This is a genomic window from Pseudomonas ficuserectae (assembly GCF_024584585.1).
GTDB classification, from domain to species: domain Bacteria; phylum Pseudomonadota; class Gammaproteobacteria; order Pseudomonadales; family Pseudomonadaceae; genus Aquipseudomonas; species Aquipseudomonas amygdali.
In genome coordinates this window covers 3,078,218-3,090,451 of sequence record NZ_CP085684.1, presented here as the reverse complement: position 1 = coordinate 3,090,451, position 12,234 = coordinate 3,078,218, and the positions used below count along the sequence as shown (strand labels likewise).

The 12,234-nt window shown below is 59.0% G+C and carries 13 protein-coding genes and 1 pseudogene; 7 read left to right on the top strand and 7 right to left on the bottom strand.

Features of this window, described 5'->3' with window-relative positions; genetic code table 11:
* Positions 1-44: 44 nt before the first annotated feature.
* The 6 genes from LJU29_RS13570 (at position 45) to LJU29_RS13545 (ending at position 5,879) form a co-directional block, all read left to right on the top strand.
* Complete coding sequence (locus LJU29_RS13570; RefSeq protein ID WP_002553219.1) at positions 45-803, top strand: DeoR/GlpR family DNA-binding transcription regulator; 759 nt, start codon at positions 45-47, stop codon at positions 801-803.
* Entirely contained in the window at positions 781-2,061 is a 1,281-nt protein-coding gene (locus LJU29_RS13565) for a M20 family metallo-hydrolase (RefSeq protein WP_122321950.1), read from the top strand. Before LJU29_RS13570 ends, LJU29_RS13565 begins: the two co-directional genes overlap by 23 nt.
* A 9-nt stretch (positions 2,062-2,070) precedes the next feature.
* Positions 2,071-3,024: an aminoglycoside phosphotransferase family protein gene (locus LJU29_RS13560; protein WP_057453559.1), complete on the top strand. Its 954-nt coding sequence runs from the start codon at positions 2,071-2,073 to the stop codon at positions 3,022-3,024.
* On the top strand, positions 3,021-3,956 hold the full coding sequence (locus LJU29_RS13555) for a choline kinase family protein (RefSeq protein ID WP_122321952.1): 936 nt from the start codon (positions 3,021-3,023) through the stop codon (positions 3,954-3,956). Before LJU29_RS13560 ends, LJU29_RS13555 begins: the two co-directional genes overlap by 4 nt.
* Before the next feature lie 136 nt (positions 3,957-4,092).
* A complete protein-coding gene (locus tag LJU29_RS13550) occupies positions 4,093-4,353 on the top strand; it encodes a hypothetical protein (protein WP_004664870.1) in 261 nt (86 codons plus the stop codon).
* Positions 4,350-5,879: a sodium:solute symporter family protein gene (locus LJU29_RS13545; protein WP_054996274.1), complete on the top strand. Its 1,530-nt coding sequence runs from the start codon at positions 4,350-4,352 to the stop codon at positions 5,877-5,879. The genes LJU29_RS13550 and LJU29_RS13545 overlap by 4 nt, the downstream gene beginning before the upstream one ends.
* Here the strand turns inward: LJU29_RS13545 and LJU29_RS13540 are convergent.
* Together LJU29_RS13540 and LJU29_RS13535 are read right to left on the bottom strand one after the other, a co-directional pair.
* A pseudogene (locus LJU29_RS13540) lies at positions 5,876-6,022 on the bottom strand (LysR family transcriptional regulator); the annotation flags it as partial. The gene LJU29_RS13545 and the pseudogene LJU29_RS13540 sit on opposite strands and share 4 nt — an antisense overlap.
* Positions 6,023-6,037: 15 nt before the next feature.
* Positions 6,038-6,874 (bottom strand): pirin family protein, encoded by an 837-nt coding sequence (locus LJU29_RS13535; protein WP_257112668.1) that lies wholly within the window; start codon positions 6,872-6,874, stop codon positions 6,038-6,040.
* 113 nt (positions 6,875-6,987) lie between these two features.
* On the opposite strand from LJU29_RS13535, the gene LJU29_RS13530 reads away from it, so the two are divergent.
* Positions 6,988-7,899 carry a LysR family transcriptional regulator gene (locus tag LJU29_RS13530; RefSeq protein WP_257112667.1) on the top strand — a complete coding sequence of 304 codons (912 nt, stop codon included), beginning with the start codon at positions 6,988-6,990 and terminating at the stop codon, positions 7,897-7,899.
* 31 nt (positions 7,900-7,930) lie between these two features.
* On the opposite strand, the gene LJU29_RS13525 is transcribed toward LJU29_RS13530, so the two are convergent.
* The 5 genes from LJU29_RS13525 to LJU29_RS13505 all read right to left on the bottom strand — a co-directional run bounded on the left by LJU29_RS13525 (position 7,931) and on the right by LJU29_RS13505 (position 12,193).
* Positions 7,931-8,368 (bottom strand): helix-turn-helix domain-containing protein, encoded by a 438-nt coding sequence (locus tag LJU29_RS13525; protein ID WP_002553227.1) that lies wholly within the window; start codon positions 8,366-8,368, stop codon positions 7,931-7,933.
* Between the two features lie 292 nt (positions 8,369-8,660).
* Positions 8,661-9,284, bottom strand: a complete 624-nt coding sequence (locus LJU29_RS13520) for a PqiC family protein (RefSeq protein WP_004658604.1) — start codon at positions 9,282-9,284, stop codon at positions 8,661-8,663.
* The gene (locus LJU29_RS13515; protein WP_257112659.1) at positions 9,281-10,960 is read right to left on the bottom strand and encodes a PqiB family protein; all 1,680 of its coding nucleotides are present in this window, start codon (positions 10,958-10,960) and stop codon (positions 9,281-9,283) included. The genes LJU29_RS13520 and LJU29_RS13515 overlap by 4 nt, the downstream gene beginning before the upstream one ends.
* Complete coding sequence (locus LJU29_RS13510; RefSeq protein WP_005756572.1) at positions 10,953-11,567, bottom strand: paraquat-inducible protein A; 615 nt, start codon at positions 11,565-11,567, stop codon at positions 10,953-10,955. Before LJU29_RS13510 ends, LJU29_RS13515 begins: the two co-directional genes overlap by 8 nt.
* Positions 11,564-12,193, bottom strand: a complete 630-nt coding sequence (locus LJU29_RS13505; RefSeq protein ID WP_004664884.1) for a paraquat-inducible protein A — start codon at positions 12,191-12,193, stop codon at positions 11,564-11,566. Before LJU29_RS13505 ends, LJU29_RS13510 begins: the two co-directional genes overlap by 4 nt.
* Positions 12,194-12,234: the final 41 nt, after the last annotated feature.

Genomic DNA, 12,234 nt, shown 5'->3' with positions numbered 1-12,234 from the left:
GCCCGGACACTGGAGTTCTTACTTTGCAACGGAATGCCACCCCCATGCTCAATCAGCCGCGCCTGGACGAAATCATGCGCCTGCTCGCCCAACAGCAGCGTGTCAAGGCGTCGGACCTTGCACAATTGCTGTTCGTGTCCGAAGAGACCATTCGCCGCGACTTCAAGTATCTGGAAGAAGAGGGCCGATTAAGGAGAATTCACGGTGGCGCGATTCTGCCCAGATCCAGCGAAGAACTGCCTTTGCAGGAACGCAGCAGGCTCAAGCCCCGCGCCAAGGCAGGTATTGCTGCCCGCGCTGCGCAACTGGTCAGCGAAGGCATGGCGATCTTCCTCGACACCGGTACTTCGACGCTGGCGCTGGCCCAGCAACTGACGCGGTTCAGCCAGTTGAAGATCATCACCAATTCGCTGGACATCGCCCAGTTGATATCGCACCAAAGCGACAATCAGGTGCTGGTTGCGCCCGGCGATGTGCGGCGTACCGACAACGCCTTGATCGGGCCGCACACGCTGGAGTTCGCCCGGCAGTTTCATTACGACATCGCCTTCATGGGTATCGGCGGCATTGATCTGGACCTGGGGCTGATGGATTACCAGGAGCCGGAAGCCATGTTGCGCAGGACGCTGGTCAGGCACTGCGCGCGCAGTGTTGTGCTGGCTGATGATGGCAAGTTCGGTCATCGCACCTTTATCAATACTCTTCCGTTCGCCGCGATCACCACCCTGGTCACCAATCGCGCGTTATCCGACGAGTTTGTGACACGCCTGGAGAAAGATCATGTCGACACCCTCTATCCCTGAATTGATCGAGCCAGGTGCAGCTGATCTGGCGGCATTCGAAGCACTGTTTCGGCAAAGCTCGGCCATTGGTGCAACACCTGCGGGTGGCTTGCACCGGCTGGCGGCATCGGCTGAAGACGGCCGGGTACGCGACCTGTTTCGGGACTGGCTGAAAGAGCACGGCTTTGAAGTGCGTGTCGATGCGATCGGCAACCTGTTCGGCCTTATGACGTTTGATCCCCAGGCGCCTTATCTGCTGTGCGGTTCACATCTGGACAGCCAGCCGAGCGCGGGTCGTTTCGACGGTGTGTACGGCGTGCTTGCCGCTGCCGTGGCGGTGTCCAGTCTGGCGCGGCAACTGCGTGAACGCGGTGAAATACCTGCCTGCAATCTGGCCGTCGTCAACTGGACCAACGAGGAGGGAGCCCGCTTTCAGCCGAGCCTGATCGGCAGCGGTGTATTTACCGGGGCATTGGCCCTGGAAAATGCCTGGGAAAGCCGCGATGGCGATGGCATCCGTTTGAAGGATGCGCTGCAAGCCATAGGTTATCTGGGTAATGATCAGGTTGATTTGAACATTGCCGGATACGTCGAAATTCATGTCGAACAAGGCATTGGCCTGGAAAGCAGCCATACGGCAATCGGCGTGGTCCGGGAAACCTGGGCCGCGTTGAAACGGCGGGTGCGTTTCGATGGCGAGCAGAATCATACCGGCCCTACGCCCATGGCCGCTCGCCGTGACGCATTGCTGGCCGCCGCACACACCATCACGGCGGTGCGCGACGAAGCCGGGCAACATGGCTTGCAGATGCATAGCTCGGTAGGACGTATCGAGGTGTACCCCAATTCACCCAATGTCGTGCCTTCCCGGGTCTCCCTGCTGATCGAGTACCGCTCCCGCGATGTCGGTCTGCTGAGCGCGGCAGGTGAACGCCTGGACGCAACGTTGCACACCATCGCCGACAGGACCATGACCGGGTTTGAGGTGGAAAGCAGCGTACTGCGCCCGCCCGCCAGGCTGCATGACGGTTTTGCGGAACTGGCGCACGTAGTAGGCGGCGAGCTGGGCCTGTCGACCGCCGACAGCATGACGGTCGCCGGTCATGACGCGATCAGCATGAACCGCCATTACCCGGTGTGCCTGCTGTTCATCCCCAGCAGCAATGGCGTTTCCCATAACGAGGCCGAATACACCAGCGATCAGGACATGCGCAACGGTTTGCGCATGCTGACCGGGCTGTTGTATCGGGCTTGCACCTCATCCGCTTCGTTTCGTTGAGGGCTGACCATGTCATATGCTGACGACCTGACCACACGCCTGCTCGGCGCATTGGCAAACTGCGGGCTGGATGCGAACGCGCACACCGAGGTCGTTACGCAGGGCGTGGCATCGCCCTCCAGGCTGTCGACCGAATGGACGGGTTTTCGAGTGGTCGGTGCACAGGGCGCTGTTTACGCCAAGGTGCTGCATGCCGATATGGCGCAACTGATTGATTTCGAAAAGGCGGCGCAGGCCAGTGAATGCGCAGGCCGCAGCGGCGCGGCACCGCGCTTGCTTGGCGCAGACGCGGCCTGCGGTGTGCTGATTTTCGAGGACCTGGGTCTGGACTGGCGTGCTGCCCGGCTCGATGACCTGCTCGCGCCGGGCCGCCTTCAGGCGCTGTGGGCGCTGAAGCGGCTGGTGCATGTCGGGCCTGTGCCTGATGTTGTGTGCTCGCCGATGATGGATATCGAGCGCCTTCGCACACTCTGCGAACGTGACAACGTTGCACTGCCCGCAGAACACCAATGGATTGACCGCTGCGTTGACATGGTCTGGCAGGCATTGCAGACCCGCTCTGTGCAGGCGGTGCCGCTGCACGGTGACGGCGTTGCCAGCAATGTGATGGTTTCAAGCGAAGGCCGGTTGCGCCTGGTGGATTTCGACTACGGCGGCTGCATGGACCCCTGGTACGACGTTGCGATTACCCTCAACGAGCTTTATTCGTTTGAAAGCCAGTGGCGCGAAGGGATCAGCGCATGGGCGGGGCAGTGTCTGGAAGTCGACTATGCCGTCTGCCGCTTGTATGCGCTGATCAACGACTGGTACTGGACATTGTGGGGGCTTTGGGCAGGTACGACGTCCGTGCGGCCACTGGAGTTTTCCAAGGTCGGTCAATGGACGCTGCTGCGTTGCCGGCAGTGTGTTCAGGACCCGCGACTGGAAGGCTGGATGCGTCAGGTTCAGGAGGGTAGAGCATGAAAACGTTAGGGCAGTCTGTCAGTACCCAGGAACGACAACTGGAAGCTGCGGTGCGCAGTATCGACAGTTGGCAGGGGCGGCGCGTCGGCTACGAGCCGGTCAGCGGTGGTATCTCCAACACTAATTGGCGGGTTGAGGTCGAGGGGGCCGACACGGCGTACTTCTTCAAGGTGCCGGGTGCCGGCACAGAAATGTTCATTGACCGCCACACCGCCCACGAGGCCAGTGTGAAAGCGGCGCAAACCGGCTACGGTGCGCCGGTGTTTGCGTTCCTCGAATCTTTCGGTGTCGAAGTGTTCGAGTTCATGGAGGGCTGGCGGGCATCGTCCAATCATGACTTCCTGCAGCGCGACATACGCCACGGCGCTCTGCACGGGCTCAAGGCGTTCAACGATCAGCCGTTGCTGAAACAGACCAAGACCGTGTTCGACATGATTGCCGAGCACCAGAGCCAAGTGGCCGAGCTCAAGGGCATCAAGCCCCAGGATGACGACTGGTTGTGCCTGCAATATCAGCGCGCAAAAGCTGCGCTGCAAGCTTCCGGAATTGACCTGGCACCGTGCATGAATGACACGCTGGCAGGCAACTTCATGCTCAACGCGGAGCGTCAGATTCGCCTGGTGGATTTCGAGTACGCCTCCAATAACGATCGCCATTACGAACTGGCGCTGTGGTTCGGCGAGATGTTTTTCAGTGACGAGATGGAACTGGCGCTGATCGAGGACTATTTCGGTCAGGTCAGCGCGCAAACCGTAGCGCGGATCAAGCTGAACAAGGCGTTGGCAGATATCAAATGGTCAACCTGGGCAATGGTCCAGCACGCCGTGTCGCAACTGGACTTCGACTTTTACAAGTACGGCACCTGGAAGCACATGCGCGCGCGCAGCATCATCAATGATTCGCAATGGGAAACCTGGTTGCGACAGGCATGACCCGTCCTCTCCAAGCATACCTGTAACAAGCACTCCAATAATAAAAAAGTAGCGGGTGACCGCGTGTTCCTTTTCCTGCTTGAGTTTTATCCGATCACTTATCCATAGCCAGATCCTGAAATTCAAGGAGCACTCCATGAGTAACGTTCCGTCTTCTGAAAATCCCGGCCGCCTGAAAAATCTGGTGTTTGGCCTGTACTTCTTCGCGCTGTTGATGATGGCGCTGTTTCCGCCGTTCTACCTCAAGGTCAGTGGCAGCACCGCGCTGGTGCTCGGTGTGCCACTGCCGATCTTCTACTGGATTCTGATCGCCGTGCTCATGGGGCTGGGCCTGTGGATGCTGTACGTGGTCGAGTCTCTGCTGGGTGAAATTCCACAAGAGGGGGACGGGCAATGATCAGCACGACTACAGTTTTGGACCTTTACATCACCTTCGGCCTGATCGGCGTGTTCCTGGCGGGCATGATTGCCGTGTTGTACGCGACCAATCGCAAGAGCGAGAGCTTTTCCGACTACGCGGTGGGCGGTCGCTCCTACGGTCCCTGGTTCATCGCCATGTGCTACACCAACTCGTGGTGGCCGGGTGCGACTTTTACTGCGTTCTTTGCACTGTCTGTCGGTGGCGCGCTGGGCTTTTACGGTATGGTCTATGCCACGCTCGGCGTGACCGCCATGTACCTGATGGCCAATCGTGCCTGGACCTGGGGCAAGCGTTTCAACCTGACCACCCAGCCGGATCTGCTGGGCATGCGCTTCAACAGCCCGGTGGTCAAACGCATTGCTTCGATCATTGGCATCATCTCGGTATTCCCTTGGGTGGTGATGGGCATTCAGGCCCTCGCGACTCTTTTTCAGTTCGCCAGTTTCGGCCGTTGGGGCGTGACGACTTGCCTGCTGGTCGGGGTGGTGGTGATCCTGATTCGGCAGTACTGGACGGTGAGCATGGGCATGCGCGGCCTGATCATGACCGACATGTATCAGGGGCTGATTGCCTACGTGCTGTGTGCCGCGCTGTGCATTTTCCTGCTGTTCGGTGCTCAGGCGTCGTTCGTCAACCTGTCGCAACTGCCCGCCAGCATGCTGGTGATTCCGGGTGGCGCAGGCAGCACGTATGGGCCGATGTACATGTTCAGCCTGATCTTTACCGGGGTGATCGGCTCAATGTGCTGGCCCATGAGCTTTCAGCGTATCTATACCGCCAGCGGTGTGCGTTCGGTGAAGAAGGGCACACTCCTGACCATCATGCTGGTGGGTGGCTTCTATGGCATTCTGATGCTGTTCGCCGCGGCAATCAGTCAGGACCCCAACGTGGCCGCGCATCCGCAGCATGGCTGGTTCCTGTCACTGTTCGATATCGGCGGGCCGTGGTTGCTGGGGCTGGCAATCATGATTGTCCTGGCGGCCAGCATCGGCCATGTCGACGGCTGCGTTCAGGTGTGCGGTACACAGTTTGCCAATGACTTGGCGACCTGGAGCAAGCCGCGCAGTGATCGCGAGAAGACTGTTCTCGCCAAGGTGGGCATGGTGGTTTTCATCGCGGCGGCGTCGCTGTTGGCGTACCTGACCTTCGATTACGCGCGCCTGCAACTGCTGGCACAGATTTCCTATCAGGGCATCATCCAGCTGGCCGTGCCGCTGTTCTTCGGGGTCTTCAGTCGTCGTGGCAACAAGCAAGGCGCGATTGCCGGCATGCTGGTCGGTATTGTTATCGCGATTGTGCTGACCACAATTTACCCCGATGACATTCCGGCACTGGGTTCGTTGACCAGCGGCATCATCGGCCTGATCTTCAATGCGGGCATTTTTGTCGCGTGCGCCATTGCGATCAAGCCAAGTGCGGAGGAGGTCAGACGCGTTGATGAGTTGTTCGCCATGGCAGCACCGGCGCGCCATGGCGTGCGCCCGATTGCTGCTATGGGCTAGTCGATAAAAGCCCTGAGCGGCGAGGGCAGGTAGCGGCGTTCTGGATAGTACAGATACGGCCAGGTGAGGCGCTGCCACCTAGGCTCAAGTATCGGTTCCAGTGCGCCGCTGTCCAGATGAGTACGTAGCCGGTTTTTGAACAGGAGGCGGCTGCTCAATCAGAGCCTGCCTTGCTCGCGCAGCACTGCGCCGATTCGCTCTATTTCCAGTTCGCCCTGATTAAGCGCGGCCTTACTGGTGTGCACCGAATAGTAGCCGGTGACCAGATCATGCGGATGCTTGACTGCCGACCCCAGCACGAAATGGGTATCGCCTTTTGCGACGAAGTCGATAGGGCGATCCGATTCCTCGAAAATAGCCAGTTCGCCAGCGCTGATCGGGCCGCCTGCGTCGAGGTGTCCGGCGTTGATCGCCAGCCAGGCGACGCTATGACCTGCGGGCGGCGTGTAGCGCCAGTGCTCGCCGTCTTTCAGTTTTACGGCCAGATAATTCATGCCCTGTGGTGCAGGTATGCTGCTTTGTGCTGCACCGTAACGCCCCAGCAGCACCTGTGCCGGGCCTTGCCGCGCAACCTGCGACGCCGCCAGATAAACGCTGTGTGCAGGGCCATTCTCTTGCGCTGCGGGCAGGGCTATCCATAGCTGAAAGCCTGTAATCGGCGCATCGCTTACCGGCTGGGCGTCATGCCATACGCCATTGCCCGCGCTCATCCATTCCACACCACCGTTGGGCAATATGCCTGATTTACCGGTGGTGTCTTCGTAGGCCATTTCGCCTTCGATCATATAGGTCAGCGTTGCAATTCCTGAGTGTGGATGCATGCCGGAGCCTTTTTTTCCCGGCTCGGGTTTGAAGTCGAATTGATCAAGAAATACGAAAGGCTTCAATAACTGACCCAGATCGCCAGGGCTCATCAGGCGAGTGATAGGCCCTCGGCTTTTGCCGCTGGTGCGATGGGTGATGGCGCGTGGCTGAATGCTGACGATGGTGTTCATAGCGTTGTCCTCTAGGCCTTGATGCCTGAGCACAAAGAATAAGCCTCTGTGGATTACTTGATTAGTCGGTATAGTTGGTTTGGACTCATCCATAAATGGAAGGAATAAACCCCTTGGCGCTTGACCTCAACGATGTCGCCCTGTTTGTGCAGGTCGTGCGCAGCGGCAGCTTTGCGCAGGCGGCAAGGCATCTGGGCATGCCTTCCAATACGGTCAGCCGCAGGGTTCAGCAATTGGAAATACAGCTGGGCACTCGATTGTTGCATCGGTCGACACGCAAGCTGGTCCTCACCCAGGCAGGTGAAGACTTCCACGAACGCTGTGTGGACGCTGTCGATGGTTTGATGGATGCCGCAGAGCAACTTGTTTCACATCGAGAAGAACCTGGCGGTCGGCTGCGCATCGCCGCAATGGCGGATTTCTTCGATTTCTTTTCGATGGAGTGGGTGGCTGATTTTCTTGCCGAATATCCTCGGGTTCAGCTGGAGTTCGTGCTCAGCGATGAGCGCGCCGACCTGCTCGCTGACCGGCTGGACATCGCGTTTCGCGGCGGCCCCTTGCAGGATTCGGGCTACGTAGGGCGACAACTGATCGAAGAGGGGCATGACAGCATGGTTGCCAGCCCGGCGTATATCGCCGCTCACGGCATGCCTGATTCCCTGCAGAGCCTGCACGGGCATTACTGCGTCAGCACGGCGCATCCCGGCGGGAGCACTGTCTGGCGGTTGCTCGGGCCGGACGCGAAGATGCATGAGGTGCAGATGGCCAGCCGATTCAATGCCAACACCGCGCAGGCATTGCGTAAAGCGACCCTGGCAGGGCTTGGTATTGCGCTATTGCCCGCGACGCTCATCCGCTCGGATTTGCGCGATGGTAGACTGGTGCCGGTACTGACGCAGTACCAGCGCACCAGTCATGGTCTGCATGTGCTTTATCCCAGTCGGCAACATCTGCCGCCTGCGGTGTCGGCATTCATAGCGCTGGTCATGGAAAAACTCAGGGACAAGGCGTTTGCGGCGCAATGAGCCGCCTTGGCGGCACACTACATGCTCTGCGTCACTTCAACTTCGAGGTCATGTAGATCAGCCGAACGGTCGCAACCGTAATGGCTTCTGCGTCGTTCTTGATGTTTTCCAGCTGGTCGCTGTCGACGTTGCTTTCGCCTGCATTTGATTCAATCAAGCGGGTCACGTGGTACAGGTTCTGAGTCACGTCGTGCAGGTTGCCGTGCAGGCGAGCAACAACGCGGTTGAGAGGAGCGCAGGCCTGGCTATTCGAAATTGTGACGGCGGGTGAGCTGAGACCGGTCACCACGTAGGCCACATCCACGCCCGCATTCGAGACGCTGGAAAGGTAGTCTGCCCGAGGCGAGCGAACACCGTTTTCGTAGTTGCCCTGAGCGTTGGTTTCCACGCCACCTATCGCGCCCAGTGCGCTTTGCGAAAGTTTGAGGCGCAGACGTTCCTTTTTCAGCCGTGCTCCGATCCCTGTCATCCGTTTGTCCTCGATAGACTGTCCGCTGCAAGCCAAAGGCTTGTTGCCACACATCAGGGTTAACAAGCGTTACTGGCACTGATCGATAAGGCACTCCAACAGGCCCGGAAAACTGAGCATTCGGGCCGATCAGGTACTAACGTGCCAGACAGGCGGTAGAGTGTACGTAGGAATTAAACAGGGTGATACATTTTTGTACGGACTTGAACGCTTTTAAACGGCGGCTTTGAGAGGCTTACAGCAGCGATATTTCCTGAAACCGGGAGGTCTTTAACCGGACCTCCCGACCGACCTACAAACAACGAGAGGCAGGTTGCGCGGTCCAGCTGGCGGCAGTTGCGGCGATCTTGTCAGCTAACCGGGACACGGCTTTCTGATGGGCGATGATGAGATTTTCCATGCCTTCGCCGGCCTGTTCGCGAATCACGCTGCTGCAGGTCAGACTTTGCCGCTTGCTGCCGGCGGTGGCGCCTGCATCGCGAAGCCCGAGCGTCCAGACCACATCGATCAACGCATAATTGCCAGGCATCGACTCGAAGCGGCGTACATCTGTACGGACCGAAAGCACCGGTTGATCGCTGTTTTTCGGCAGACCGGCCATGTCGCGGCTGCCGAAATGACGTTCAAGTTGCGGCGTCAGCGCATCGTGAAACTCATCGCCCAGCGGCGAGCCCCAGCGTTCGGTATCCAGAATCGCGAGGCTGCCGTTGCCCTGACGAACCACCAGTGGCGGCTGGTCAACCTGAACCGGCATCAAGACCGGCAGCATCTCGAACTGGAACGGCATGGGTCTGGCCGCTACGCTGCTGGCCGCGCCCATGGGCGCAATCAGGGTGTAATAGTGGGTCTGCGTCGATGTGCAGGCACCCAGGCCCAGGGCTGCGGCAAGTACCGCCAGTTTCAGGCGCAAGGTCATTGTTTTGGCTCCAGATCAATGGCTCGGGATGAGGACGGGGCGTTGAACGAGCGTGGGGCTGCATCGCCCGTGCGACCGCGAATCAGCGATTCTGGATGGCGGCTGAGGAAGTCAGTCAGCACTCGTACCGAACGAGCGGTGCGCTGCACTTCATCCAGCGCCTGGCCCAATTGTTGACGCGCAGGCGAATCTTCAGCGAATGAATCGTTGGCGGTGCCCAGCGTTTTTTCAGCCTGCTGCAAGGTGCCACGCATCTGAGGCAGCACACTGATGTTCACCTGTTTGAGGGTTTTCTGCAGCTCGCTCAGGCTGCCATTGAGATTCTTCGCCAGGTCGTCGATCGGCAGTTTGCTGAGCTTCTCGACGAACGCCTGCAATTGCTCCTGCAACTTGTCGAAGCTGCCCGGTACGGTCGGGATTTCCAGTGGACGGGCCTTGGCATTGAATGCCACCTTCGGTGCCTTGGGATCGAATTCCATGGCGATGTACAACTGGCCGGTCAACAGGTTGCCGTTGCGCACTTGAGCGCGAAGGCCGTTGGCGACGAACGCTCCCAGCACTCTGGCGGATTGTTCTTCTTCATCGCCCTTGCCGCCGAGCTCCTGCAGTTTCGACTCGGCCGCACCCAGGCGCTTGGGATAAATCACTGCACCCACGATACCGGGGAAGGTCTTGGTGGCAGGGTCGTAATCCAGATCGACCGACACCACCTTGCCGATATTGACGCCCAGAAAGTCTACCGCTGCGTTGACCGTCAACCCGCGAAGCGACTGATTGAAGCGCATGCGGATATAGCGCGGTTCGCCGTCGGGCGGAGCCAGCGCGGTGGCCTGATCATCGAATATCTTGAATTCGGCGTTCTCGTCGGCGAGTTTCGAGTCCGGGCTCCAGTTGGGCTCGCGGAAGGCAATGCCGCCGGAGATGATCGACGTCAGCGACTGGGAATTGACCTTCACCCCTGACGCGCCAACCGTGATGTCGACCCCGCTGGCATTCCAGAAACGGGTGTCGGTGGTGATGTACTGATCATTTGGTGCGTTGATGAAGATCTGAATATCGACCCCGCGACCATCCTTGGACAACTCGTAGCCAACCACCTGACCGACCTGAATGCGTCGATAGTAGATCGGTGAGCCAATGTCCAGAGAGCCGAGGTCGTCGGTATGCAGTTTGAAGCGCTTGCCTTTTTCACCGAAAGTGACCGGTGGCGGTGTTTCCAGGCCGGTAAAGCTGGTTTTGGTCTCCTCGGAGCTGCCCGCGTCGGCACCAATGAAAGCGCCTGAGAGCAACGTGTCGACGCCCGTTACGCCGTGCGCGCCGATGCGCGGTCGCACCACCCAGAACTGGCTGTCGATTCTCGTGAACGGCGCGGCGCTGGTGTTCAGGTCGATGCTGGCCAGTACATGGGTACGGTCTTCACTAAGGGTGATATCGGTAACCATGCCGATGATCACGTTTTTGTATTTGACCTGGGTCTTGTTGGCCTCAAGGCCTTCTGCGGTCAGGAAGCTCACGGTGATTTTCGGGCCGATGTTCATCCAGTCATGCAAAGCCATGGATACACCAATGATCGCTGCAACGATCGGCACCAGCCAGATCAGCGAGACGCGCAGGCGACGACGTTTGACTTCAGGGCGTGGCACTGAAGCAGACGGGGGGAGGGTATTGTCAGACATCTTCAACCTCTGCGTCCCAGATAAGCCGGGGATCGAAACTCATGGCGGCGAACATCGTCATCACCACTACCAAGCCAAAAAACAGAATACCGATCCGCGGCTCGATGGTGCTGAGCTCGCGAAACTGAACCAGAGACGCCACAAGGGCCACAACCAGCACATCGAGCATCGACCAGTAGCCTATCAGCTCGATGAAACGGTAAAGACGTGCGCGCTCGCGCATCGCCCAGGTGCTGCGGCGCTGACACGTGATCAGCAGCATGCCCAGCACCAGAAATTTGATACAGGGCACCAGAACGCTGGCGACAAAGATCAGGATGGCAATGTCCCAGGAGCCGCTTTCAAAAAACTCCAGTACGCCGCTCATGATGGTGCTTTCACTGCGGTTGCCCAGCAGGTTGGTGTACATCACCGGCAGCACATTGGCCGGGATATAGAAGATCAGTGCGGCAATCAGATAAGCCCAGGTGCGGCTGATACTGTTGGGCTTGCGTCTGTGTACCGGTGAGTCGCAGCGCGGGCAGCGCGTAGCGTCCTCCTGGCAGGCGTAACCGCAGGTATGGCACAGGCAGAGCTTGTGTTCACGGGCGAAGGGAATGCCGTTCATTGCGGCGGCACTCCCAGTTCATCCCACAACCTGCGGATGTCCTTGTTGGCGATCAGCAGAATCAGCACCATCAGCATGGCCATGGCCCACAGCCCGACGCCGGGATGCACGTCGAGCATTCCGGACAGCTTGATGATCGCCACCAGAATACCGAGCATGCACACTTCGAGCATGCTCCACGGCCGCAGGTGTTCCAGAGCGCGCATGCAGGCCCTGAAGCCGGGCGCGATGACGCCTTTGTGCGCGTGTACCAACACCCAGAACAGCAAGGCGATCTGCAAAAGCGGCGCAAAGATAATCGAAAGGCCGGCGACCAGCGCAATGATCGTGATTCGCCCTTGAGCAAGGGCTTCAACCGATTGCCAGAGCGTGACCTCGTTGGTCAGGCCCTTCATGCTGATGCTGATCACGGGAAACAGGTTGGCGAACACAAAAAGCATGGCCGCAGCGACGGTCAGTGCCAGTAACTGCTCGATGGTCATTCGGTGGCCGCGCCCGAGCAGTGCCTCGCAACGCAGGCAGAACGCTGCTTCACCGGGCTTCAGCGGTTGCGCTTCGTACAGCGAGTCGCAATGCTCGCAAATGATCAGGCCAGGAGAGTGTTCAGTAGGATGCACAGTGCTCATCGACGCCATTGCTGCAGAGGTAAGGGGTGAGAACGCGAAGC

Bases quoted from the DNA above. Each gene is read 5' to 3' on its own strand.
- LJU29_RS13570 (WP_002553219.1), top strand. From the start codon at position 45: ATGCTCAATCAGCCGCGCCTGGACGAAATCATGCGCCTGCTCGCCCAA.
- LJU29_RS13565 (WP_122321950.1), top strand. From the start codon at position 781: ATGTCGACACCCTCTATCCCTGAATTGATCGAGCCAGGTGCAGCTGAT.
- LJU29_RS13560 (WP_057453559.1), top strand. From the start codon at position 2,071: ATGTCATATGCTGACGACCTGACCACACGCCTGCTCGGCGCATTGGCA.
- LJU29_RS13555 (WP_122321952.1), top strand. From the start codon at position 3,021: ATGAAAACGTTAGGGCAGTCTGTCAGTACCCAGGAACGACAACTGGAA.
- LJU29_RS13550 (WP_004664870.1), top strand. From the start codon at position 4,093: ATGAGTAACGTTCCGTCTTCTGAAAATCCCGGCCGCCTGAAAAATCTG.
- LJU29_RS13545 (WP_054996274.1), top strand. From the start codon at position 4,350: ATGATCAGCACGACTACAGTTTTGGACCTTTACATCACCTTCGGCCTG.
- LJU29_RS13535 (WP_257112668.1), bottom strand. From the start codon at position 6,874: ATGAACACCATCGTCAGCATTCAGCCACGCGCCATCACCCATCGCACC.
- LJU29_RS13525 (WP_002553227.1), bottom strand. From the start codon at position 8,368: ATGACAGGGATCGGAGCACGGCTGAAAAAGGAACGTCTGCGCCTCAAA.
- LJU29_RS13520 (WP_004658604.1), bottom strand. From the start codon at position 9,284: ATGACCTTGCGCCTGAAACTGGCGGTACTTGCCGCAGCCCTGGGCCTG.
- LJU29_RS13515 (WP_257112659.1), bottom strand. From the start codon at position 10,960: ATGTCTGACAATACCCTCCCCCCGTCTGCTTCAGTGCCACGCCCTGAA.
- LJU29_RS13510 (WP_005756572.1), bottom strand. From the start codon at position 11,567: ATGAACGGCATTCCCTTCGCCCGTGAACACAAGCTCTGCCTGTGCCAT.
- LJU29_RS13505 (WP_004664884.1), bottom strand. From the start codon at position 12,193: ATGAGCACTGTGCATCCTACTGAACACTCTCCTGGCCTGATCATTTGC.